The organism is Streptomyces thermospinosisporus (genome assembly GCF_039526425.1).
Taxonomy (GTDB): domain Bacteria; phylum Actinomycetota; class Actinomycetes; order Streptomycetales; family Streptomycetaceae; genus Streptomyces; species Streptomyces thermocarboxydovorans.
Genome location: NZ_BAAAIZ010000124.1, coordinates 16,951 through 37,863 on the forward strand (window position 1 = coordinate 16,951; position 20,913 = coordinate 37,863).

22 protein-coding genes and 1 pseudogene are annotated in these 20,913 nt (G+C 71.9%); 8 read left to right on the forward strand and 15 right to left on the reverse strand.

What is annotated here, in order from left to right; genetic code table 11:
- Positions 1-12: 12 nt before the first annotated feature.
- The 4 genes from ABD207_RS30185 to ABD207_RS30200 form a co-directional block, all read right to left on the reverse strand.
- Positions 13-780: a methyltransferase domain-containing protein gene (locus ABD207_RS30185; RefSeq protein WP_344016452.1), complete on the reverse strand. Its 768-nt coding sequence runs from the start codon at positions 778-780 to the stop codon at positions 13-15.
- Complete coding sequence (locus ABD207_RS30190; RefSeq protein WP_344016453.1) at positions 777-2,015, reverse strand: lycopene cyclase family protein; 1,239 nt, start codon at positions 2,013-2,015, stop codon at positions 777-779. Before ABD207_RS30190 ends, ABD207_RS30185 begins: the two co-directional genes overlap by 4 nt.
- Before the next feature lie 110 nt (positions 2,016-2,125).
- Positions 2,126-2,881, reverse strand: a complete 756-nt coding sequence (locus ABD207_RS30195) for an SOS response-associated peptidase (RefSeq protein WP_344016454.1) — start codon at positions 2,879-2,881, stop codon at positions 2,126-2,128.
- Between the two features lie 50 nt (positions 2,882-2,931).
- Positions 2,932-3,357: a VOC family protein gene (locus ABD207_RS30200; RefSeq protein WP_344016455.1), complete on the reverse strand. Its 426-nt coding sequence runs from the start codon at positions 3,355-3,357 to the stop codon at positions 2,932-2,934.
- 206 nt (positions 3,358-3,563) lie between these two features.
- Here ABD207_RS30200 and ABD207_RS30205 point away from each other — a divergent pair, with 206 nt between their 5' ends.
- The 3 genes from ABD207_RS30205 to ABD207_RS30215 all read left to right on the forward strand — a co-directional run bounded on the left by ABD207_RS30205 (position 3,564) and on the right by ABD207_RS30215 (position 6,249).
- Positions 3,564-4,985 (forward strand): Gfo/Idh/MocA family protein, encoded by a 1,422-nt coding sequence (locus ABD207_RS30205; protein ID WP_344016456.1) that lies wholly within the window; start codon positions 3,564-3,566, stop codon positions 4,983-4,985.
- Positions 4,986-5,084: 99 nt separating this feature from the next.
- A complete protein-coding gene (locus ABD207_RS30210; protein ID WP_344016457.1) occupies positions 5,085-5,675 on the forward strand; it encodes a sugar O-acetyltransferase in 591 nt (196 codons plus the stop codon).
- 10 nt (positions 5,676-5,685) lie between these two features.
- Positions 5,686-6,249: a TetR/AcrR family transcriptional regulator gene (locus tag ABD207_RS30215; RefSeq protein ID WP_344016458.1), complete on the forward strand. Its 564-nt coding sequence runs from the start codon at positions 5,686-5,688 to the stop codon at positions 6,247-6,249.
- Between the two features lie 113 nt (positions 6,250-6,362).
- Here ABD207_RS30215 and ABD207_RS30220 read toward each other — a convergent pair whose 3' ends face one another.
- Positions 6,363-6,566: a cold-shock protein gene (locus tag ABD207_RS30220; protein ID WP_167996682.1), complete on the reverse strand. Its 204-nt coding sequence runs from the start codon at positions 6,564-6,566 to the stop codon at positions 6,363-6,365.
- Positions 6,567-6,762: 196 nt separating this feature from the next.
- Entirely contained in the window at positions 6,763-7,125 is a 363-nt protein-coding gene (locus ABD207_RS30225; RefSeq protein ID WP_344016459.1) for a helix-turn-helix domain-containing protein, read from the reverse strand.
- A gap of 461 nt (positions 7,126-7,586) precedes the next feature.
- Between ABD207_RS30225 and ABD207_RS30230 the strand changes: the two genes are divergently transcribed.
- Positions 7,587-7,790 (forward strand): cold-shock protein, encoded by a 204-nt coding sequence (locus ABD207_RS30230; RefSeq protein WP_167996684.1) that lies wholly within the window; start codon positions 7,587-7,589, stop codon positions 7,788-7,790.
- Positions 7,791-7,974: 184 nt separating this feature from the next.
- On the forward strand, positions 7,975-9,486 hold the full coding sequence (locus ABD207_RS30235; protein WP_344016460.1) for a DEAD/DEAH box helicase: 1,512 nt from the start codon (positions 7,975-7,977) through the stop codon (positions 9,484-9,486).
- A gap of 185 nt (positions 9,487-9,671) precedes the next feature.
- On the opposite strand, the gene ABD207_RS30240 is transcribed toward ABD207_RS30235, so the two are convergent.
- The 6 genes from ABD207_RS30240 to ABD207_RS30265 all read right to left on the reverse strand — a co-directional run bounded on the left by ABD207_RS30240 (position 9,672) and on the right by ABD207_RS30265 (position 18,097).
- Positions 9,672-10,475 (reverse strand): VOC family protein, encoded by an 804-nt coding sequence (locus ABD207_RS30240; protein ID WP_344016461.1) that lies wholly within the window; start codon positions 10,473-10,475, stop codon positions 9,672-9,674.
- Between the two features lie 83 nt (positions 10,476-10,558).
- Complete coding sequence (locus ABD207_RS30245) at positions 10,559-11,137, reverse strand: TetR/AcrR family transcriptional regulator (protein WP_344016462.1); 579 nt, start codon at positions 11,135-11,137, stop codon at positions 10,559-10,561.
- A 143-nt stretch (positions 11,138-11,280) separates the two neighbouring features.
- Positions 11,281-14,655 (reverse strand): pyruvate carboxylase, encoded by a 3,375-nt coding sequence (locus tag ABD207_RS30250; RefSeq protein WP_344016464.1) that lies wholly within the window; start codon positions 14,653-14,655, stop codon positions 11,281-11,283.
- Positions 14,656-14,798: 143 nt separating this feature from the next.
- Entirely contained in the window at positions 14,799-16,004 is a 1,206-nt protein-coding gene (locus ABD207_RS30255; protein ID WP_344016465.1) for a S8 family peptidase, read from the reverse strand.
- A gap of 333 nt (positions 16,005-16,337) precedes the next feature.
- Complete coding sequence (locus ABD207_RS30260; RefSeq protein ID WP_344016466.1) at positions 16,338-17,384, reverse strand: amidohydrolase family protein; 1,047 nt, start codon at positions 17,382-17,384, stop codon at positions 16,338-16,340.
- Positions 17,385-17,494: 110 nt separating this feature from the next.
- The gene (locus ABD207_RS30265) at positions 17,495-18,097 is read right to left on the reverse strand and encodes a DinB family protein (protein WP_344016467.1); all 603 of its coding nucleotides are present in this window, start codon (positions 18,095-18,097) and stop codon (positions 17,495-17,497) included.
- Positions 18,098-18,182: 85 nt separating this feature from the next.
- Here ABD207_RS30265 and ABD207_RS30270 point away from each other — a divergent pair, with 85 nt between their 5' ends.
- Together ABD207_RS30270 and ABD207_RS32270 are read left to right on the forward strand one after the other, a co-directional pair.
- Entirely contained in the window at positions 18,183-18,707 is a 525-nt protein-coding gene (locus ABD207_RS30270) for a DUF488 domain-containing protein (RefSeq protein ID WP_344016468.1), read from the forward strand.
- 117 nt (positions 18,708-18,824) lie between these two features.
- Complete coding sequence (locus tag ABD207_RS32270; protein ID WP_375256634.1) at positions 18,825-18,902, forward strand: 50S ribosomal protein bL37; 78 nt, start codon at positions 18,825-18,827, stop codon at positions 18,900-18,902.
- Between the two features lie 39 nt (positions 18,903-18,941).
- On the opposite strand, the gene ABD207_RS30275 is transcribed toward ABD207_RS32270, so the two are convergent.
- Positions 18,942-19,067 (reverse strand): hypothetical protein, encoded by a 126-nt coding sequence (locus tag ABD207_RS30275; protein WP_344016469.1) that lies wholly within the window; start codon positions 19,065-19,067, stop codon positions 18,942-18,944.
- 27 nt (positions 19,068-19,094) lie between these two features.
- Positions 19,095-19,283, reverse strand: a complete 189-nt coding sequence (locus tag ABD207_RS30280) for a hypothetical protein (RefSeq protein ID WP_344016470.1) — start codon at positions 19,281-19,283, stop codon at positions 19,095-19,097.
- A gap of 68 nt (positions 19,284-19,351) precedes the next feature.
- On the opposite strand from ABD207_RS30280, the pseudogene ABD207_RS30285 reads away from it, so the two are divergent.
- Positions 19,352-19,480 (forward strand): annotated as a pseudogene (locus ABD207_RS30285) (IS5-like element IS4811 family transposase); the annotation flags it as partial.
- Between the two features lie 66 nt (positions 19,481-19,546).
- Here the strand turns inward: ABD207_RS30285 and ABD207_RS30290 are convergent.
- Complete coding sequence (locus tag ABD207_RS30290; RefSeq protein WP_344016471.1) at positions 19,547-20,812, reverse strand: hypothetical protein; 1,266 nt, start codon at positions 20,810-20,812, stop codon at positions 19,547-19,549.
- Positions 20,813-20,913: the final 101 nt, after the last annotated feature.

A 20,913-nucleotide genomic window follows, 5' to 3' on the forward strand; every position in this document is an offset into this window, starting at 1 on the left:
GCTCGGGGGCGCTCACCGCATCTCCCCGGTCGTCGCGGTCGCGGTGGTCGGCGGGGCCGTTCCGGCGCCGGCCGCGAACCCGTTGCGGGCCAGGAAGGTGTGCACGATGCCCGTCTGCCATCCGGCGACGGGGGCGAGGCGCACGCCGGTGAAGCCCGCGCGGCGCAGCCGGTCGGCGAAGGCGGGGGCGGTGTCGAAGCCGAGGACGCTGGCCCACAGGTGCCGGTAGAGCGCCCGGTCCCCGCCGAGTGTGCCCGCCGGGATGATCACTGCTCGGCAGACGGCGTTCCACAGTGCCCGGTGCACGGGCGCGCCGCTGAGGCTGTACTCGTGGACGGCGAGCCGTCCGCCCGGTCGCAGCAGGGTCCGCACGGCGGTGAGGACCCGGTCGGGGTCGGTGACGTTGCGGAAGAGGTAGGCGGCGAACACCGCGTCGAAGGGGCCTTCCTCGCCGGCCGCGAACTCCTCGGCGGTCATGTGCTGGAAGCGCACCTGCGCAGGCCACGGCTTCTCAAGTGCCCGGCGCAGCATGCCGGAGGAGGCGTCCACGGCGGTGATCCGCGCGCGGGGCGCGGCCCGCAGCAGGGCGCGGGTGGAGGCGCCGGTGCCGCAGCCGAGGTCCAGCACACGCAGTCCGGCCCCGCCGTCCGGCAGCCGCAGGCGCCGCGCCGAGCGCAGCAGCTCGGAGCGGTAGCCGGGGTTCAGGGCGGTGAGGCGGTCGTAGGTCTGCGAGGCGTGGTCGAAGGCGCGGGCCAGGTCGCGGTCGCGCAGCAGGGTCATCGTCGGCTCTCTTCGTCTCGGGGGGTGGCGCTGGGCGCGGGCCGGGAGCGGCGGGGCAGGAAGGGGAGTTCGAGCGCGGTCCGCAGCATCGGCCCGACGGGGGTGTGCAGTCCGATGCCGAGGTCCTCCCGGGGCGAGGTGGCGCCGTCGAGGAAGCGCAGCAGGCGCTCGGCGGGGGTGCGACGGAAGAGCCGGGTGAAGAAGTCGGGTCCGTCGATCCGCCCGGTGTCCAGGGCGCGCAGCAGTACCGCGTCCATGGCCAGCGCCCGCCGGCTGTGCGGGGGCGGCACCCGGTCGCGTCCCTCGCGCAGCGCGGCGGCGATGGCGCGGCTCTGCCGCTGGACGGCGGCGAAGGTGTAGCCGGTCGACGGGCGGGTGGCGCCGCCCGCGGTGCCGATGCGGAAGACGGCGGGCCCGGTGCGGCGGGGGAAGCGCGCGTCGGTCATGGGGATGACGCCCTGCTCGGCCGCCTCCACGGTGTACGGGCCGAGACGCAGGACGCTGCGGCAGTAGTGGTCCAGCGCCGCCTCGTACGCGGTCCGGTCCAGGGGCTCGCGGGAGAACCCGGTGTACTCGACGAGGGCGTGGTCGGCGGCGAGCGGGAGGACGTAGCCGAAGGCGAGGCCGTGGCGGGGCTGCGGCACCCGGAAGTCCATCAGGTCGGCGACCGCCGGGTCGAAGCGGTCTGCCGCGGTGCGCACGAACCAGCCGCGGAAGTGCTGCAGCAGCAGGGTCCTGGCCGCTGGGAGCACGCGTGGTGGGCGGGAGTCGAAGACCCGGGCGGCGCGCAGGGTCAGGGTCCGGCCGTCGGGTGCCGTACAGCGGACCTCCGCGCCGCCGGACATCTCGCGCACGGTCTCGGCGGTGGCGCGGAGCAGCGTGGTGCGGGGGTTCCGGTCGAGCGCGGAGTGCACCAGCCGCTCGAACGGCCCGGAGCGCAGCATGCGGTACCGCAGCGGGGCGGGGTCGACGGTGATGCCGGTGCCGTCGGGGTCGTGGACCCGCAGGCGGGACCAGGTGGCTTGGACGGCCTCGGCGAAGTCGTCGGGTTCCGCCGTCCAGTAGCACCAGGTGCGTTCGGGTGGCCGGAGCGGACCGTCGGGTGGTTCGACGACGGTCATGGTGAGCCGGCTCCGGCAGGCGAGCCGGTGGGCGAGGCTCAGTCCGGCCGCACCGCCGCCCACGACGACGACGTCCAGCGGGCGCGTGCCGTCGTGGTCCTGCCTGCCCTGCACGTGAGACCCCCGGCGGTGGATCGGTCCTGGTCGTTGGTCGTGTCGGCTCTTCTGCCCCCGCTCGGTCCCCGGATGCGGCCACCGGCGACTCCTGTGCCGCCGGCCCTGGGTCACGGCTGCTGTGGCACTTCCACTTCCTCGAGCAGTTCGGGTCCGTTGTTGCGCACGTTGTTGACGGCCGGGGAGACGGGGCGGGCGTGCAGGTGGCCGCCGGCGGGGGTGGTCAGCAGGGCCCGCAGCCGGTCGGGGTCCTGGTGGGAGGGGTCGAGCCATGCGTCGTAGTGGTCGGGGGTGAGGGCGAGCGGCATGCGCGGGTGGATCCGGCCGGCGGCGTCGGTGGCCTCTGTGGTGATGATGGTGCAGGTGATCAGCCAGGCGGCGGGGTCGTCGTCCCGCTCGACGTCCGGGTTGCGCCAGTACTCGTACAGCCCGGCGAGCGCCATCACCTCCTCGTCCTCGGCGTGGATGAAGTAGGGCTGCTTGCGCTTCCTGCCGGTGGCCGGGTCGTCGATGCGGCGCCACTCGTAGAACCCGTCGGCCGGCAGCATGCAGCGACGCTTGACGAAGGCCCGGCGGAAGGCGGGCTTCTCGTGCACGGTCTCCACCCGGGCGTTGATCAGCCGGGCGCCGATCTTCAGGTCGTCGGCCCAGGACGGCACCAGTCCCCAGCGCAGGGCGCGCAGCTGCCTGCGCACCTCGCCGTCGCCGCCGTCGCGCCGAGGGCGGCGTTCGAGCACGCCGTAGACCTGGTCGGTCGGGGCGACGTTCCAGCTCGGCTCGAGTCTCTCCTCGGGGCGCCAGTCGGTGACCTGGAACAGCTGGACGAGGTCCTCGGGGCTGCGGGTGGCTACGTATCGGCCGCACATACGGTCACTGTGCCACCGGCGCGGCCCTTCGGTGCGGCACGGCGGCCGTGTCAGGCGATCGGTTCACCGATGCCCAGCAGGTTGCCCTCGCTGTCCCGGAACCAGACGCCGCGCTCCCCGCGTGCGCCCTTGCTCGGGTAGTTGCCCTCCACCTCGGCGATGCCGTCCACGGTGCGGAATCCGGGCAGGTCGACGTCCTCGAAGACCACGCCCCGCCGCCGCAGCTCGGCCACGACGCTGTCGAGGTCGTCGACCTCGAAGGCCATCTGGGTGAAGGTGCCGGGCGAGCTGCCTGTGGACCGGAAGACCACGAAGTCGCCGGCCGCGCCCCGGTAGAGGAGCCCGCCGGGGCGTTCGTCGACCGGCTCGAGTCCCAGCTTTTCGGCGTAGAAGCGGCGGGCGCGGTCCAGGTCCTGGGCGGGCAGCCTGGTCGCCACCCTGGCTCGGGCGAGGGTGGCCGGGGCGTCTGCGTTCATCCCTCCACTCTGCCGCGAACCGGCGCCGCCGGCCTCTCCACGCGCGGACCGTCCTCCGAACAGAAGTGACGCCTCCTCATCTTCCAGCGGTGCTCAGTTGTGCGCGAAACGGCTGTCTATCGAGCACATATTGACATGGCCTCACCAAGCCCGCAGAGTCTTCCACCGACAGTGATGCAGGCCGCCCACCGAGGAGTGTTGCCGTCATGTCCGAGATCGCCGCTGTCTCCCGCCGACTTCTGCTGGGCGGAGCCGTCGCCACCGGCGCGCTCGCGGCCGGTATGTCCGCCGCTCCGGCCGCCGCGGCCGCGACCGGCGCGGCGCCGGGCCGCAGACCGGGCCAGAAGTCGATGATCGGCGTGCCGTTCGACGTCCACCGGACCGTCCGGGTCGCCGTGATCGGTCTCGGCAACCGGGGCTCGGGCATGGTGACGGGCTGGGCGGCCGTGCCGGGCTGCACGGTCACCGCCGTCTGCGACATCCGCGCCGACCGGGCCAGGCGCGCCGCCGACCGGCTGGAGAGCAAGGGTGAGCCGCGCCCTGCCGAGTACGGCGGGTCGGCCGAGTCGTACGCCCGCATGCTGCAGCGGGAGGACATCGACCTGGTGTACGTCGCCACGCCGTGGGAGTTCCACTACGAGCACGGCCGGGCGGCCCTGCTGAGCGGCCGGCACGCGGTGGTGGAGCTGCCCATCGCCACCGAGCTGCGCCAGCTGTGGGACCTGGTCGACACCTCGGAGCGCACCCGCAGGCATCTGCTGCTGGCGGAGAACTGCTGCTACGGGCGCAATGAGCTGGCGATGCTGAGGATGGCGCACGCCGGTCTCCTCGGCGAGATCACCAACGGGCACGGCGGCTATCTGCACGACCTGCGCGAACTGCTGTTCTCCGACACGTACTACACCGACTCCTGGCGGCGGCTGTGGCACACCCGCAGCACCGCGTCCCTCTACCCCATGCACGGCCTGGCCCCGATCGCGGCGGCGATGGACGTCAACCGCGGCGACCGCATGGTCACCCTGCGGGCCACCGCGAGCGAGCCGCGCGGCCTTGCCGACTACCGCGAGCGGTTCGTCCCCAAGGGACACCCGTCCTGGAAGGAGACGTACATCAACGGCGATCTCATCACTTGCCTGATCGAGACGGCGAAGGGCCGGATCATCCGGGCGGAGCACGACGTGAGTTCGCCGCGCCCCTACAGCCGGATCAACACGCTCGCCGGGAGCCGGGGCATCGTCGAGGACTACGCGGGCCCGGCACCGACGGGCGCGCGGATCTACATCGAACCGGATCACAGCGGCCACACCTGGCGGGACTTCGAGAGCTACCGCAAGGAGTTCGACCACTGGCTGTGGCAGAAGGTGGGCGACGACGCGGCGAACAACGGCGGCCACGGCGGCATGGACTACGTCCTGCAGTGGCGCACGGTGCAGCTGATGCGTGCGGGGCTGGTGCCGGACATCGATGTGTACGACTCGGCCGCCTGGTGCTCGGCGGTGCCGCTGAGCGCCGCCTCCCTGGCCAGGGGCGGCCGGCCGGTCGAGATCCCGGACTTCACCCGCGGCGCCTGGCGCAAGAGCCGGCCGGGTCTCGACTCGGAGCCTGGGGAGATGCCGCCCGTCGGCTGAGGACTCCGGGCACTCCCCCGGGCCTGCCGAGGCCTCCCCCGGGAACCTCGGGAGGCCCGGAGTGTACGTTCGTACGCTCCGCGGGATAGCGTCTCGGGCATGGCGACGGACGACAGGGACTACTTCGCGGACGACCCGCGCACCAATCTCGAGCGCATGCTGGCGGGCGATCTCTACATCGCCGACGATCCGGAGATCGCCCGCAGGCAGCAGCGGGCCGTCCGGCTGGCCGCCCGCTACCAGGCCGCCTACGCCGAGGACGCGGAGGCCGCCCGCCCGATCCTCGCGGAGCTGCTGGGCCGGCTGGGTGAGGAGGCGCATGTGCGGCCGCCGCTGTATGTCGACTACGGCAGCAACATCACCATCGGGGCGCGCACCTTCGTCAACTACAACCTGACCGCGCTGGACGTCGCGGCGATCACCATCGGCGAGGACTGCCAGATCGGGCCGGGCGTCCAGCTGCTCACCCCGACGCATCCGCTGGAGCCCGAGCCCCGGCGCGACAAGCTGGAGGCCGCCCGGCCCATCACCATCGGCGACAACGTCTGGCTCGGCGGCGGCGCCATCGTCCTGCCCGGCGTGACCGTCGGCGACGACTCCGTCATCGGCGCCGGTGCCGTGGTGACCAAGGACGTGCCCGCGGGTGTGGCCGCCGTCGGCAACCCCGCGCGCCCGGTCCGCACCCTGTGAGGGAGGTGCCATGGCCACCGGGCACACCGACCCCCAGCGGCGCGAACGGATCATCGCGGCCACCCTCGACCTGATCGCCGAGGAGGGCATCGCCCGGGTCTCCCATCGCAGGATCGCCGCCCGCGCCGGTGTCCCCCTGGGGTCGATGACCTACCACTTCGACGGCATCGACGAGCTGCTGCGGGAGGCGTTCCGCCGCTTCACCGACCACATCGCCGCGGTCTTCGACGCCCGCCTCGGGACCGCGGCCGACCCCGACCAGGCCCGCACGGCCGTGGCGGACCTGGTGCACATCCTGTCGGAGGGGAGCCGGCGCGATCTGGTGCTGACCCAGGAGCTGTACACCCTCGCGGCCCGGCGGCCGGCCTATCGCGAGCTCACCCACGAGTGGATGCGCCGCAGCCGGGTGCACCTGGAGAAGCACTTCGATCCGGACACCGCACGCCAACTGGACGCGCTCATCGAGGGGCTGACGCTGCATCGGGCGCTGGCGCAGCGGCCGCACGACCGGTCCCTGACCGTCGAAGCGATCGCCCGCATCACCACGCCTGCGGACCGGCGGTCCCGCCCCTGACCACGCCGGTGCGGGATGACCCCGGTACGGGACAGGCCTGGAAACGGCAGGAGGCCCGCACCCCAGACGTGGTGCGGGCCTTCTGAATGCTCCGTGCGGGAGCGAGACGTGCGTCAGGCGGGAACGATGTTCTCCGCCTGCGGGCCCTTCTGGCCCTGCGTGACGTCGAAGCTCACCTTCTGGCCCTCGTGGAGCTCACGGAAGCCCTGGGTGGCGATGTTCGAGTAGTGGGCGAAGACGTCGGCGCCGCCGCCGTCCTGCGCGATGAAGCCGAAGCCCTTTTCCGCGTTGAACCACTTCACAGTACCGGTGGCCATAATTCATACTCCTAGACAGTTTCAGGCCCACACCGTGCGGGCCCTCACATCGCTGTCGATGATTACCTGCCCGGGATGAAACCGCTGACGCAAAGGGCAACCACAACCGCAACGGGGTCAAGCCTAGCACGGATTTCCGTTCCGCCATTTCCTGATACGGCGGAGACAGATTTCTGGTGCGGCGAAGGCAGATTTTTCACTCGCGCGTTTCGTTGCGGCTGTTCGACGTGTCCCGTCGTCCCGCGTGAGCGCGGTGGGCCGCCTCCAGCTGGTCCTCGAGGTCGACGATGCGGCTGGCGGCCTCGATCGGCGTCCCCTGGTCGACCAGTTCGCGTACCCGGGCCGCGATGCGCAGCTGATGGCGCGAATAGCGGCGGTGGCCGCCCCCCGACCTGCTCGGAGTGATCAGCCCCGTCTCGCCGAGGGCGCGCAGGAAGGCGGGCGTGGCACCGATCAGTTCGGCGGCCCTGCCCATCGTGTACGCCGGGTAGTGGTCGTCGTCGAGCCGGTCGCCGGCCGGCGGCCGGGCCTCGGTGTCCGGCCTGTGCTCCGAGGGCATGCGCACCTTTCCGCGAGCCACGAGGGCTGTGACCCGCCGCGGGAGAGCAGTTCCCTCCCGCACGACAACTCTAGTCGCGGCTGCAGCTTTTCTGCCGGGGCGGGCACGGCCAGGGCGTTTTCTGCCGGGGCGGGCACGGCCGGGGCGCCTGCCGCCCTCCGTACCCACGCACCCACGCCGGCGGCCGGCGGCCGGCGTGGGTCCGGGACCTGACGGCGCCCGGACCGGAAATATTCGGCCACCCGGTGGGGGAATTTTCGGCCGACCTCCGGAATATTCCCCCGCGGCGTCCCCGATCGGTGCCGGACGAAGTGACATTGCCGACCGTGCTTCGGCGGTTACCGCGTGATAGTGTCGAGATCAGTTGCAGTAGTGGTTGCCAGAAACGTTTTCCGACGGGTGATCATCACAGCGACCGGGGTTCCGTGTGATATGGAGCTCCCGTTCCGAAGGAGAGAAACATGGCAACCGGTACCGTCAAGTGGTTCAACGCGGAAAAGGGCTTCGGCTTCATCGAGCAGGACGGCGGCGGCGCCGACGTCTTCGCCCACTACTCGGCCATCGCCGCGCAGGGCTTCCGTGAGCTCCACGAGGGCCAGAAGGTGAGCTTCGACATCGCGCAGGGCCAGAAGGGTCCCGCGGCCGAGAACATCGTGCCCGCCTGATCCACCCGCATACGCACATCGCAGCCGGGCCGCACCTTCGGGTGCGGGCCCCGGCTCGATCCCTTTTCGGGCGCCTCGTCGCGCCTTTCACCCCGGTTCGTTCTCGCGAGATTCCGCGCGGCCTCACGCGCGACTTCCTTGATACGTGCCGCATCAACGCATCAAGGAAGTCTGAAGGTCTCGCATGAGCCGAGCACGCACATCCCGCACGTCCGCCCCCTCCGGCAGTACCACAGGCCGACGCACCGCAGCCGGCCGTTCCGGCGCGCCGCGCCGCGCCAACGGCGTCGGACGTCAACGCACCGCACCGCAGGCGGAGTTCGCCCAGCCGGTCACCAAGACGCCGGCCCTCCCTGCCGTCGAGTCGTTCGCCGACCTCGACCTGCCCGCCCCGCTGCTCGACGCCCTCGGCCACGAGGGCGTGACCGTCCCGTTCCCGATCCAGGCCGCGACCCTGCCCAACTCCCTGGCCGGTCGTGACGTCCTCGGGCGGGGCCGCACCGGCTCGGGCAAGACGCTCGCCTTCGGCCTGGCGCTGCTGGCCCGCACCGCGGGCCGCCGCGCCGCGCCCCGGCAGCCCCTGGCCCTGGTCCTGGTACCCACCCGTGAACTGGCCCAGCAGGTCACCGACTCCCTGACGCCCTACGCCCGCGCCATGCACTTGCGGCTGGCCACCGTGGTCGGCGGAATGTCGATCGGCAGGCAGGCCGACGCGCTGCGCGCCGGGGCCGAGGCCGTCGTGGCGACGCCGGGACGGCTGAAGGATCTGATCGACCGGGGCGACTGCCGGCTGGACGAGGTCGCCGTCACCGTGCTCGACGAGGCCGACCAGATGACCGACATGGGCTTCATGCCGCAGGTCACCGCGCTTCTCGACCAGGTGCAGCCCACCGGGCAGCGCATGCTGTTCTCGGCGACCCTCGACCGCAACGTCGACCGGCTGGTCCGCCGCTACCTCCACGACCCGGTGGTGCACTCGGTGGACCCGTCCGCGGGTGCCGTCACCACGATGGAGCACCACGTGCTGCACGTGCAGGACACCGACAAGCGCCGGACCACCACCGAGATCGCGGCGCGGGACGGCCGGGTCATCATGTTCCTGGACACCAAGCGCGCCGCCGACCGGCTGACCAAGCACCTGCTGAGCAGCGGAGTGCGCGCCGCGGCCCTGCACGGCGGCAAGTCCCAGCCCCAGCGCACCCGCACGCTCACCCAGTTCAAGAGCGGTCAGGTCACGGTGCTGGTGGCGACCAATGTGGCGGCGCGCGGCATCCACATCGACAACCTGGACCTGGTGGTCAATGTCGACCCGCCCACCGACCCCAAGGACTATCTGCACCGCGGAGGACGCACGGCACGCGCCGGCGAATCCGGCAGTGTGGTCACCCTGGTGACGCCGGATCAGCAGCGCGACATGAGCCGCCTGATGGCCATGGCGGGTGTCACCGCGCGGACCACCGCGGTACGTTCGGGCGAGGCGGAGCTCAGCCGCATCACCGGTGCCCGGAAGCCGTCCGGCGTGCCCGTGGTGATCCATGTGCCGGTCGCGTCGGCCAAGTCGTCGCAGGCATCGCAGAAGTCGTCGCCCGGCTCGTCGCGGGGCCGTCGCCGCCGGACCGCTCAGGGCGGGCCCGCGGGTGCGGCAGCCCGACGTGCGGCGCGATCGCGCGCCGGTTCCCGCTCCGGGAACGCGTAGCCGCCGCGAGGCCCGCGGCACACGTTGCGAGGCGCGCAGCGCACCCCGAGAGCGAGGGAGCCGTCGACCACTCTGCCGCGATGACGCGCGCCGCCCAGCGGCTCGTGATTCTGACCAGCCGTTGAAGATGCGGGGGCCGGGCGGGTGCTCGCGGCACGCGAGCCGGCCCCCTCATGGGCGGACGCTCAGCTGTCAGACGGCTTGAGCACCACGAAGTCGGCGTTCGACCGGTCCAGGCACACCGCCAGCCGGCCCACGCCCTCGGCGTCCTCCGGGCCCATCTGCACGGTGCCGCCGTTCTCGGTGGTGCCGGCGACGGCCGCGTCGCAGTCGTCGACGGCGAAGACAGGGTGCCAGTACGGCCGGCCCTTGTTGAGCGACAGGTCCTGCTTGCCAAGCTGCACCATACCGCCGTGCATGCGCTCCTCGGGCTGCCCGGCCGGGGTGATCATGTGATACGTGCCGCCACCGCCGGGCATGCCCATCTCGGTGTACTGCCAGCCGAAGACCTGGGTGTAGAACTCCTTGGCCGCGGCGACGTCGGTGGTCATCAGCTCCGTCCAGCACAGTGAGCCCGGCTGGTCCACCAGTTCCATGCCCTTGCTGGTGCCCGGCTGCCAGACGGCGAACTGCCCGCCCAGCGGGTCGGTGTACTGGGCCATCCGGCCCCATTCGTCGAGGTCCATGGGCGCGACCCGGACGGTGCCGCCGGCCCGCTCCACGGCCTGGGTGGTGGCATCGGCGTCGGGGACGCTGTAGTAGATCATCCAGGCCGACCGGGCGTCCTCCTCGGTGAGCTTGCCGAGCCCGGCGACGATCTTGCCGTCCTTGCGGAACATCCCCCCTTCCATGTTCTCGTCGCCCTCGTCCTCCATGGCCTCGTAGTCCCAGCCGAACACCGAGCGGTAGAAGGCCGCGGCGGCCGGGACGTCGGGGGCACCGAGGTCGAGAAAACAGGGGGCACCGGGGGCGTAGTCGGTGGTGATCACGATGGTTCCCTTTCGCTGAGTGCTCCTCGACTCAGCGTGACACCGGCCGCTGACAATCGCCTGTCGCCCGGCGCCGTCCGGGCCTACTCGGCGGCCACGATGCGCTCGACCGCGGCGGTCACCAGCCGCTCCCGCTCCGCCTCCCCGAAGACCTCCGGCAGGGTGAGCTGCTCCACGATGAGCCAGTTGAGGGCCAGGTAGAGCAGCTTCACGGCGGTGGCGTCGCCGGGCAGGCCGGACGCCTCGTGGTAGGCGACATTGGCGTCGACGTCCGCGCGGACCCGCTCGGTGAGCAGCTTGCGCAGGCCGGGCCGGCGGGTGGACTCCAGGCGCAGTTCCAGCAGGGCCAGGTATCCGGTGCGGAAGGAGGCGATGCGGCCGACGAGTTCGCGCATCAGCTGCGCATAGGTCTCGCGGTCCCGTCCGGCGGCCCGCTGGCGGGCGATGGTGGCCTCGTCGGGCTGGAGCCTCTCGTAGACCCGGGCGCCGGCCTGCATGAGCAGGTCGTCGCGGTTGGCGAAGTAGTTCGACGCCGTCCCGGTGGGGACGCCGGCCTCGGTGTCGACCGCCCGGAAGGTCAGGCCGCGGGCGCCCTCCCTGGCCAGTACCTCGATCGCGGCGTCGACGAGGGCGGCGCGCCGCTGGTCGTTCCGCCTCACCATGGCCCCTCCCGGTCCTGTGCGAGTGCTGTGCGGCTCAGACTACTTCAGGCACAGTACTACGGCTGGAGTCCTGAGGGATCCCGAGGGGACGTGGAGCCGCGCGGGGAGGGGCCGGTCCGGCGCCTCCCCGCGCGGGGGTGTCGTCAGGTGAGTTCGACGAGGAGGTCGCCGCCCTCGACCTGCTGGATGCGGTTGATGGCCAGGCGGCCGACCGTGCCGGCCTTGGGGGCCGTGATCGCCGCCTCCATCTTCATCGCCTCGATGGTGGCGACCGTGGCGCCCGCCTCCACCTCGTCGCCCTCGGAGACGGCGAGGGTCACCACGCCCGCGAAGGGCGCCGCGACATGGCCCGGGTTGTTCCGGTCGGCCTTCTCGGTGGCCGGGACGTCGGAGGCCGCCGCGCGGTCGCGGACCTGGATGGGCCGCAGCTGGCCGTTGAGGGTGGACATCACGGTGCGCATACCGCGCTCGTCCGCGTCGCCCACCGCCTGCAGCTCGATGAGCAGCCGCACGCCGGGCTCGAGGTCGACGCCGTACTCCCTGCCCGGGCGCAGGCCGTAGAAGAAGGCCTTGCTGTCCAGGACGCTGGTGTCGCCGAAGCTCTGACGGTGCGTCTCGAACTCGCGGGTGGGTCCGGGGAAGAGCAGCCGGTTGAGGGTGGCCCGCCGGTCCTTGGCCAGTCCGGCCCGGTCGTCCGCGGACAGCTCCTGGACCCGCTTGGGTGCGGGGCGGCCCTTGAGCGCCTTGGTGCGGAACGGCTCGGGCCAGCCGCCGGGCGGGGTGCCCAGCTCGCCGTGGAGGAAGCCGATCACGGAGTCCGGGATGTCGTACCGGCCGGGGTCGGCCTCGAAATCCTCCGGGGAGACGCCCGCGCCCACCAGGTGCAGCGCGAGGTCGCCGACCACCTTGGAGGAGGGGGTGACCTTCACCAGACGGCCGAGCATGCGGTCGGCGGCGGCGTACATCGCCTCGATGTCCTCGAAGCGGTCGCCGAGGCCGAGGGCGATGGCCTGGGTGCGCAGGTTGGACAGCTGGCCGCCGGGGATCTCGTGGTGGTAGACGCGGCCGGTCGGGGAGGCGAGGCCCGCCTCGAAGGGGGCGTAGACCTTGCGGACGCTCTCCCAGTACGGCTCCAGGTCGCCGACGGCCTGGAGGTCGAGCCCGGTGGGGCGCTCGGAGTGGTCGGTCGCGGCGACGATCGCCGACAGGGGCGGCTGGGAGGTGGTGCCGGCCATGGACGCCACGGCCCCGTCGACCGCGTCCACACCGGCCTGGATCGCCGCGAGGTAGGTGGCGAGCTGGCCGCCTGCGGTGTCGTGGGTGTGCAGGTGCACCGGCAGGTCGAACTCGCGGCGCAGCGCGGACACCAGCTTGGCCGCCGCGGGCGCGCGCAGCAGTCCCGCCATGTCCTTGACGGCCAGCACATGGGCGCCGGCCTCGACGATCTGCTCGGCGAGGCGCAGGTAGTAGTCGAGGGTGTAGAGGCGCTCGCCCGGGTCGGACAGGTCGGCCGTGTAGCAGAGCGCGACCTCGGCGATGGCGGTGCCGGTCTCGCGCACGGCCTCGATGGCGGGCCGCATCTGGCTGACGTCGTTGAGCGCGTCGAAGATGCGGAAGATGTCGATGCCGGTGGCCGCCGCCTCCTGCACGAAGGCGTCGGTGACCTCGGTCGGGTAGGGGGTGTAGCCGACGGTGTTGCGGCCGCGCAGCAGCATCTGCAGACAGATGTTGGGGACCGCCTCGCGCAGGGCGGCCAGCCGCTCCCAGGGGTCCTCGGCGAGGAACCGCAGGGCGACGTCGTAGGTGGCGCCGCCCCAGCACTCCAGGGACAGCAGCTGCGGCAGGGTGTGCGCGACCACGGGGGCGACGGCCAGCATGTCCTTGGTGCGCACCCGGGTGGCGAGCAGCGACTGGTGGGCGTCGCGGAAGGTGGTGTCGGTGACGCCGAGGGCGGGCGACTCGCGCAGCCAGCGGGCGAACCCCTCGGGGCCGAGTTCGGTGAGCCGCTGCCGGGAGCCGGCGGGCGGCTGTCCGGCGGGGCGCGGCGGCAGCTTGGTGAGCGGGTCGGGAAGGTCGGGCCGCTCGCCGTGCGGCTTGTTCACCGTGACGTCGGCGAGGTAGGTGAGCAGCTTGGTGCCGCGGTCGGCGGAGTGACGGGCGGTCAGCAGGTGCGGGCGCTGCTCGATGAAGGAGGTGGTGACGTGTCCCGCCTGGAACTCGGGGTCGTCGAGCACCGCCTGCAGGAACGGGATGTTGGTGGCCACGCCGCGGATGCGGAACTCGGCCACGGCGCGCCGGGCGCGGCCCACGGCGGCGGCGAAGTCGCGGCCCCGGCAGGTGAGCTTGACCAGCATGGAGTCGAAGTGGGCGCTGATCTCGGTGCCGGCGTGGGTGGTGCCGCCGTCCAGGCGGATGCCGGAGCCGCCCGGCGAGCGGTAGGCGCTGATCCGTCCGGTGTCCGGGCGGAAGCCGTTGGCCGGGTCCTCGGTGGTGATGCGGCACTGCAGGGCGGCGCCGCGCAGGGTGATCGACTCCTGGGAGAGCCCGAGGTCGGCGAGGGTCTCACCGGCGGCGATACGCAGCTGCGACTGGACGAGGTCGACGTCGGTGACCTCCTCGGTCACCGTGTGCTCGACCTGGATGCGCGGGTTCATCTCGATGAAGACGTGGTTGCCGTCGCGGTCGAGGAGGAACTCCACGGTGCCGGCGTTGCGGTAGCCGATCTGCCGGGCGAACCGCACGGCGTCGGCGCAGATCCGCTCGCGCAGCTCCGGGTCGAGGTCGGGGGCCGGGGCGAGTTCGATGACCTTCTGGTGGCGGCGCTGCACGGAGCAGTCCCGCTCGAAGAGGTGGATGACGTTGCCCTCGCCGTCGGCGAGGATCTGCACCTCGATGTGGCGGGGGTCGACGACGGCCTTCTCCAGGAAGACGGTGGGGTCGCCGAAGGCGGACGCCGCCTCGCGTGAGGCGGCCTCGACGGCCTCCCTCAGCTGGGCGGGGTCCTCGACGCGCCGCATGCCGCGCCCGCCGCCGCCCGCGACGGCCTTGACGAACACCGGGAAGCCGATGTCCTCGGCGGCGCGCAGCAGCTCGTCCACGTCCGTGGTGGGCTGGGAGGAGCCGAGAACGGGGACGCCGGCCTCGCGGGCGGCGGCCACCGCGCGGGCCTTGTTGCCGGTCAGTTCGAGGATGTCGGCGCTGGGCCCGACGAAGGTGATGCCCGCCCGTTCGCAGGCACGGGCCAGCTCGGGGTTCTCGGAGAGGAAGCCGTAGCCCGGGTAGACGGCGTCGGCTCCGGCGCGGCGCGCGGCGCGGACGATCTCGTCCACGGAGAGATAGGCGCGCACCGGGTGGCCGGGCTCGCCGATCTCGTAGGCCTCGTCGGCCTTGAGCCGGTGCAGCGAGTTGCGGTCCTCGTACGGGAAGACAGCGACGGTACGGGCGCCCAGCTCGTACCCCGCGCGGAACGCCCGGATCGCGATCTCACCGCGGTTGGCGACGAGCACCTTGCGGAACATTGGTGATCCCTTCAGCCTGCCGGTGACGAAGACCATCGTGTCGGTGGCTGGCCGGATACGCCATGTGAGCCGGGCCACTCCATGGGCCGGGGGCCGGCGGAGGACGTCCTCCTCCGCGGCCCCCGGCGGATGCGTGGCGCGGTCTACTCGGTGACCCTGAGCAGCTTGTTGGGGCTTCCGGTGCCCGGGTTGCTGATCTTGTCGGGGGTGGCCTTGTCGGTCAGCGCCTTGGCCACGGCGTCGGGCGTGGCGTCGGGGTTGGCGGACAGGTACACCGCGGCGGCGCCCGCGACGTGCGGGGAGGCCATGGAGGTGCCGGAGATGGTCCTGGTGCCGTCGTCGCTGTCGTTCCAGGCGGAGGTGATCTCGGAGCCGGGGGCGTAGAGGTCCACGACGGAGCCGTAGTTGGAGAAGTCGGACTGGGCGTCGTCCTTGGTGCTGGAGGCGACGGTGAGCGCCTCCGGAACGCGGGCGGGCGAGCCCTGGCCGGCGTCGGTGGACTCGTTTCCGGCGGCGACGGCGAAGGTGACGCCGGAGGCGATGGCCTTGCCGACCGCCGCGTCGAGGGCGGGGTCGGCGGCGCCGCCGAGGCTCATGTTGGCCACGGACGGTCCCTGGTGGTTCCGGGTGACCCAGTCGATGCCGGCGACGACCTGCTCGGTGGTGCCGGAGCCGTTGTCGTCGAGGACTCTGACGGCCACGATCCGGGCCTTCTTGGCGACGCCGTGCCGGGCGCCGGCGATGGTGGCGGCGACGTGGGTGCCGTGGCCGTTGCCGTCGTCGGCGGTGTCGTCGTTGTCGACGGCGTCGTAGCCGTGCTTGGCTCGGCCCTCGAAGTCCTTGTGCGTGATGCGCACTCCGGTGTCGATGACGTAGGCGGTGACGCCCTCACCGGCCTTGTCGGGGTAGGTGTACTTGCTGTCGCCCGCGGTGTCGCTCTGGTCGACCCGGTCCAGGCCCCAGGACGGGGGGTTGTCCTGGGTGGCGGTGGTGTGCAGGGTGCGGTTGGCGACGACGGTGCCGACGGCGGGGTCGGCGGCGAGGCGCTTGGCCTCGTTCTCGGTCAGCCCGGTGGCGGAGAAGCCGTTGACGGCCGAGCCGTAGGTCCGGCTGAGCTTGCCGCCGTACTCGCGGGCCAGGTCCTTCTTCTCGCCGGCGGAGGCCTTCTCGTCGAGGAGGACGATGAAGCTGCCGTCGACGGTGTTCTCGGCTCCGAGGCCGAAGACGGTGCCCTGGGGAGGCCCGGCGTGGGCGGTCGGCGCGGTGAGGAGCGCCGCGGAGGTCGCGGCGGCCACCGCTATCGCCGCGGTGGTGAGCTTGCGTGCACCGGTGTGCGTCTGATGCGTCATGAAGAGGGGTCTCCTCGTCAGTGGGGGGATTCACCTCCGCCGCGGCGAGGCGTCGGAGGATGACGAGAAGCGTGACCAGTTGTCGCGACCAGATCAATGCTTCCGTTTGCCGACTGACGCCGTGTCACGTGTCATCTCCACAAGGTCCGCCCATAGTTGAGCCAACCTGCGGGCAAAACCCCTGCTGGCAGGGCTGGTTGAAGATCAAACGAGAGCCTGGGCGAGATTCGTGTCCATCCCCTCACCCAACCCTCACGGACCGGACGTTTTCCGTGCCGGAGCCGCTCGCGGACGGATGTCGTCCGGCTCCGCCCGCCCCGGTCCGGCGAGGCGTCAGGCGACCAACCGGCCGCGCAGGACGATACGGCTCGGATTCGCGAGCGCCGACGGGTCGGCGGTGGGATCGGTGTCGTAGGCGACAAGGTCGGCCGGTGCCCCGTCCACCAGCCCCGGCAGGCCGAGCCAGGAGCGTGCCGCCCAGGAGGCCGCGCCGAGCGCCGCCTCGGCGGGCAGCCCGGCCCTCACCAGCCAGTCCACCTCGGAGCTGACGGTGCCGCAGGGAAAGCCGTCCGTTCCCGCGAGGACCGTGACCCCGGCCTCGTGGGCGGCCCGGACGTTCACCGGCAGGCCGCGCCAGCCGTCCAGCCACCAGTCGCGGCGGGCGCTCGGCTCCTCCGCGCGCTTGCGGTCGACGCCGGCGGCGAAGGCGGTGAGGGTCGGCACGAAGGCGGTGCCCTGGGCGGCCATACGGTCGATCAGACCGGGGTCGAGATGCATGCCGTGCTCCAGGCTGTCCACGCCGGCCAGCACGGCGTTGCGGCAGCCGTCGGCGGTCTGGCAGTGGGCGGCCACGCGCCCGCCGATCGCGTGCACGGCCTCCACCACGGCGGTGAGAACACCGGCGTTCAGGGGCGGTTCGTCGTGCCTCCAGTCGGCGATCACCTTGCACCAGCCGGACGACGCCCGCGCCTCCTCGACGGCGGCACGCACCAGGTCCGCCTCGCTCACATCACGCCCGAAGCCCGGGAAGAAGCGGCCCGGTGTGGCCAGCCAGCGCCCGGCCGACCGCACCCGGGGCAGTTCCGGGTCCTCGTCCACCCAGCCGGGGATGCGTGCCGCCGATCCGGGAGTGCGCACGGCCAGGACACCGGCGTCCCGGTGGTCCGTCAGATGACGGCGCAGCGTCTCGTCGCTGAACGGGGTGCCGACGTCCTCGGTGCCCGGATGGGTGTGCACATCGACCAGGCCGGGCAGCAGCCAGCCGCCGTCCACGACGAGCCGGGTGCCGGGGACCGGTTCGGTGCGGAGCCGGTCGCCGTCGATCCAGAAGGACCGCTCCCCCCGCTCCGGCAGCACGATCCCGCGTACCTGAAGTGTCACCGGCTCTGGCCCCCTCGCGTCGACGCCGTCGCAGCGGCGAGCGTACCGGGCGGGGCGCCGCCCCGACCATGGGCCGGCGGCCCGCGAACTGGCCGGGGCGGGCGCTCCGTTCAGCCGACGCCGCCGGCTTTACGTGCTGCCTCCTCCACCCGGCGGCGGTGGTTCTCCCACTGCTCGCGGTCGGCCTGCGGCAGGCTGTCGTTGCCCGGGAGCCAGCCCACCGAGCCGTCGATGAGTTCACGCACGATGTCGGCCTGGCCGGCGTGGCGCTGGGTGTCGGCGAGGACCCGCACGAGGACATGGTGCAGGGTCGTCTCGCGCCGCCCCTCGGGCCACCACGGGACCTGCCCCACCGCGTCCAGCCCGAGGGCCGCGACGGTGGCGTCTGCGTGCCGCCACGCCTGCCGGTACAGCCCCACGATCTCCTCGCGGGTCTCCTCCGGCGTGGCCCACATGTCGGCGTTCTCCTCGGCGTCGTCCCGGTACCAGTCGGGCGCCCGTTCCCCGTCGTAGAAAGGCCGCCCGAAGGTGTCACCGAGGTACCCCAGCTCCACGCGGGTGAGGTGTTTGACCAGCCCCAGCAGATTGGTGCCGGTGGAAGTCAGCGGACGGCGCACGTCGTACTCGGAGAGCCCCTCCAGCTTCCACAGCAGTGCGTCGCGGGCGTCCTGGAGATGACGGAGAAGATCGGCCTGAGCGTTGGCTTCGGTCATGCCGCGCACTCTTCCATGCGCCAGTGACAACGCTGGGCGCCCAAAGGACGCCGGGCCCGCATCCCCGGGCCTAGACTCGGGAAGGGTGAACCGGATCTGCACCGTGGGACACTCGACCCGGGAGGTCGGGGAGGTGGTGCAGATGCTGCGCCGCAATGGCGTCACCTGTCTGGTGGACGTCCGCTCCTATCCGTCGTCGCGGAAGTTCCCGCAGTGGAACCAGGAGGCGCTCGTCGACGCGCTGCCGCCCGGCATCCGGTACCGCTGGATCCGCGCGCTGGGCGGTCGCCGGCACACTCCGGCGGGCGTGCCCAGCGCCAACGGGGCCTGGCGGGTCAAGGCGTTCCGGGACTACGCCGACTACATGGCGACCGCCGAGTTCCGGGAGGGCCTCGACGAGCTGCTGGAGCTGGCCGCGCACGAACGGCCGGCGATCATGTGCAGCGAGGCGGTGCCCTGGCGGTGCCACCGCCGGCTGATCACCGACGCGCTGATCGTCGCCGGTGCGGAGGTCGTCCACATCATGTCCCCGACGGTGACGAAGCCTGCCGTCCTCAACGAGCACGCGCGGGTGCGGGACGGGCACCTGGTCTATCCGCCGCCTTCCTGAACCCTGTACGGGAGTGCCCGGAGCCTGAGTCGCGGGCGCGCGGAAACGGTGGTTGCCTGGGGCTGGTCGGATGCCGCCGGGCACGGCGGTGCACGTTCACGTCCGCAGGAGGCCGGTATGTCCTCGAAACGACGCCGCAAGAAGAAGGCGCGCCGCAAGCACGCCGCCAACCACGGCAAGCGGCCCCAGTCCTGAGAGCGGGGACCGCGTCGGTGCGGTCCCGCCGTCCCGCCGCTACCGCAGCAGCCGGCCCCGGGTCATCTCCATGACCTCCGCGCGGCTGCGCGAGCCGTCTTCGGCCGCGATGTAGTGCTGGCCGACGCGCAGGGAGAAGGCGAGCAGACAGCGGAGGTGGTCCATGCGCCGGTTGTCCACGCGCCGGAGGTGTTAGGCGACGGACGGGTAGCGGCGGGCCCAGTCACGGATGGCGAGTTCCACCGGGATGCCGGTGACCGGCTCCTCGGTGGAGGAGGCGATGGTGAACAGCCTCTCCAGCTTGCCCCGGGCGTCCCCGCCGCCGCTCTCGATCTGCTCGATCACGTCATCGGTGACCGCACGCTCCCAGGTGTCGAGCATCTCGGTGAGCAGGGCTGCGTGCGCTCGCGCCGGTCGGTCAGCGCAGGTCGCGGCGCATCAGATCAGAGGTGGAACGGGGCTGGTCGTGGATCATGAGGGCCCGCCGACACTGCCTCGACCACGAACGGCTCCCCGAGATGAGCGAATCGTTGATCACGTGGGCGGCCGTCACCTTGATGACCCGACGACTCACTCGCCGCAAGAGCCAGCCCGCCGAGCGGCGCGACGTCGCCCACGGCTACGTGATGCCGGAAGCTGCCTGATCACTGGGACCGCGTAACGGCATTGACCAGGCGGAGGAGAGCGCTGCCGCTTCGGGATTCGGTCGTGTCGGAGTGGGATGGTCTCGCATCGGTGCCCATGCCCCAGGTGATCGGTTTCCCAGGCTCGCCGCTGAGCGGGGAAGCGGGGGCCTTCCAGGGCTTGTCTTCGCGGTGCGGGAGCCGCGACGGTGGCTGGGGGATGCGGAGTTTGAGCAGGCGGGCGAGGCGGATGCGCTCGCTGGGGGTCGCCCAAGTCTGGCGGCAGTCGAGGACTTCGACGGTGGCGGTGTTGAACGCGGCACCGGTCTGCCGGGTACAGGTGATCGCGCGAAGGAAGAAGTCCAGGTTCGCGTTGCCCGGCGTGCTCGTCGGATCGGTCCCCGTGCCCCCGTCAGGCGTGATGCCGAGGAAGGCCGCTCCGAAACTGGGCAGCGAATTCGCCGCACCGGGCAGGACGTTGCCGGTGGCGTGGGTCAGCCGCTGGCTGCCGCGGGCATCCCGTGTGTTCAGCAACGCCATCAGGCCAGTGTTGTGTCTCCGGGACAATTCGGTACGGCTGGTTGCGACCTGCGGCTCTTTGAGGAGCAGCTGCCCGTAGTAGGCAAGCTGCAGCGCCGAGTTGATGAGCTCTTCGTTGTCGTTGACCTGGGAGTCTTGGTGGAGAGTCTCGTGGGAGAGCACGACTCCCAGTAGCCGGAAGTCCTCGTAGCGGAAGCGCTGGTTGAAAATGATCTCCGGGCCGTTCGGGCCAACCACGACTTGAGCAGTCGCTGCCGGGTTGGGCGGTGTGCCGAAGTAGACCCGGTGGAAGACGCCGTGGCGGATCGCTTGGATGCTGGCCTGTGCGGGGCTGCCGGCCAGGGAGGCTAGGGCGGCGCGAAGGTTCAGATCCGGCACCACGGTGGCGATCCGTGAGCTACGGAAGACAGCCAGCCCCTCCTCAACCGCACGGTGGCCGCGCGGCTTGAGGGTGGTCTTGAGCTGCTTGACCAGTTCCTCGGCAGTGATCTCACGGGGAGGCGCTGGCTGCATCGGCGGCCCCTGCGGGTAGGACTGCGTATTCAGCAGACTGAGGTCCGTGGGCGCGAACGGCGGCTGAGCCAGCAGCCGTAGCGCGTCACGGCTCGGCCTCTCCGCTTCCGTATGAACGCTGGCGGCGCCCTGGTCAGCTGATACAGGCGCGGCCGATGCCACAGGGGCGGGCAGCAGGGTTGCGCCGGCCAGCGCCAAGGCAGCGACGCGCCGACGTGGGCGGAGTGCAGTCATGCAATATGCCTATCCAGTGGCAGTGCGCGGCCGGGCGTACCGCGGGTCGTGCCCCTTGGCGTGGTGTAGATGATCATTCGTTGGTGGCGGGCAGCAGGGTG

What these genes read in the sequence shown, in the direction of transcription:
- ABD207_RS30185 (WP_344016452.1), bottom strand. Translation starts at nt 780, where the DNA reads ATGACCCTGCTGCGCGACCGCGACCTGGCCCGCGCCTTCGACCACGCC.
- ABD207_RS30195 (WP_344016454.1), bottom strand. Translation starts at nt 2,881, where the DNA reads ATGTGCGGCCGATACGTAGCCACCCGCAGCCCCGAGGACCTCGTCCAG.
- ABD207_RS30200 (WP_344016455.1), bottom strand. Translation starts at nt 3,357, where the DNA reads ATGAACGCAGACGCCCCGGCCACCCTCGCCCGAGCCAGGGTGGCGACC.
- ABD207_RS30205 (WP_344016456.1), top strand. Translation starts at nt 3,564, where the DNA reads ATGTCCGAGATCGCCGCTGTCTCCCGCCGACTTCTGCTGGGCGGAGCC.
- ABD207_RS30210 (WP_344016457.1), top strand. Translation starts at nt 5,085, where the DNA reads ATGGCGACGGACGACAGGGACTACTTCGCGGACGACCCGCGCACCAAT.
- ABD207_RS30215 (WP_344016458.1), top strand. Translation starts at nt 5,686, where the DNA reads ATGGCCACCGGGCACACCGACCCCCAGCGGCGCGAACGGATCATCGCG.
- ABD207_RS30220 (WP_167996682.1), bottom strand. Translation starts at nt 6,566, where the DNA reads ATGGCCACCGGTACTGTGAAGTGGTTCAACGCGGAAAAGGGCTTCGGC.
- ABD207_RS30225 (WP_344016459.1), bottom strand. Translation starts at nt 7,125, where the DNA reads ATGCCCTCGGAGCACAGGCCGGACACCGAGGCCCGGCCGCCGGCCGGC.
- ABD207_RS30230 (WP_167996684.1), top strand. Translation starts at nt 7,587, where the DNA reads ATGGCAACCGGTACCGTCAAGTGGTTCAACGCGGAAAAGGGCTTCGGC.
- ABD207_RS30235 (WP_344016460.1), top strand. Translation starts at nt 7,975, where the DNA reads ATGAGCCGAGCACGCACATCCCGCACGTCCGCCCCCTCCGGCAGTACC.
- ABD207_RS30245 (WP_344016462.1), bottom strand. Translation starts at nt 11,137, where the DNA reads ATGGTGAGGCGGAACGACCAGCGGCGCGCCGCCCTCGTCGACGCCGCG.
- ABD207_RS30250 (WP_344016464.1), bottom strand. Translation starts at nt 14,655, where the DNA reads ATGTTCCGCAAGGTGCTCGTCGCCAACCGCGGTGAGATCGCGATCCGG.
- ABD207_RS30255 (WP_344016465.1), bottom strand. Translation starts at nt 16,004, where the DNA reads ATGACGCATCAGACGCACACCGGTGCACGCAAGCTCACCACCGCGGCG.
- ABD207_RS30265 (WP_344016467.1), bottom strand. Translation starts at nt 18,097, where the DNA reads ATGACCGAAGCCAACGCTCAGGCCGATCTTCTCCGTCATCTCCAGGAC.
- ABD207_RS32270 (WP_375256634.1), top strand. Translation starts at nt 18,825, where the DNA reads ATGTCCTCGAAACGACGCCGCAAGAAGAAGGCGCGCCGCAAGCACGCC.
- ABD207_RS30275 (WP_344016469.1), bottom strand. Translation starts at nt 19,067, where the DNA reads ATGGACCACCTCCGCTGTCTGCTCGCCTTCTCCCTGCGCGTCGGCCAG.
- ABD207_RS30280 (WP_344016470.1), bottom strand. Translation starts at nt 19,283, where the DNA reads ATGCTCGACACCTGGGAGCGTGCGGTCACCGATGACGTGATCGAGCAG.
- ABD207_RS30290 (WP_344016471.1), bottom strand. Translation starts at nt 20,812, where the DNA reads ATGACTGCACTCCGCCCACGTCGGCGCGTCGCTGCCTTGGCGCTGGCC.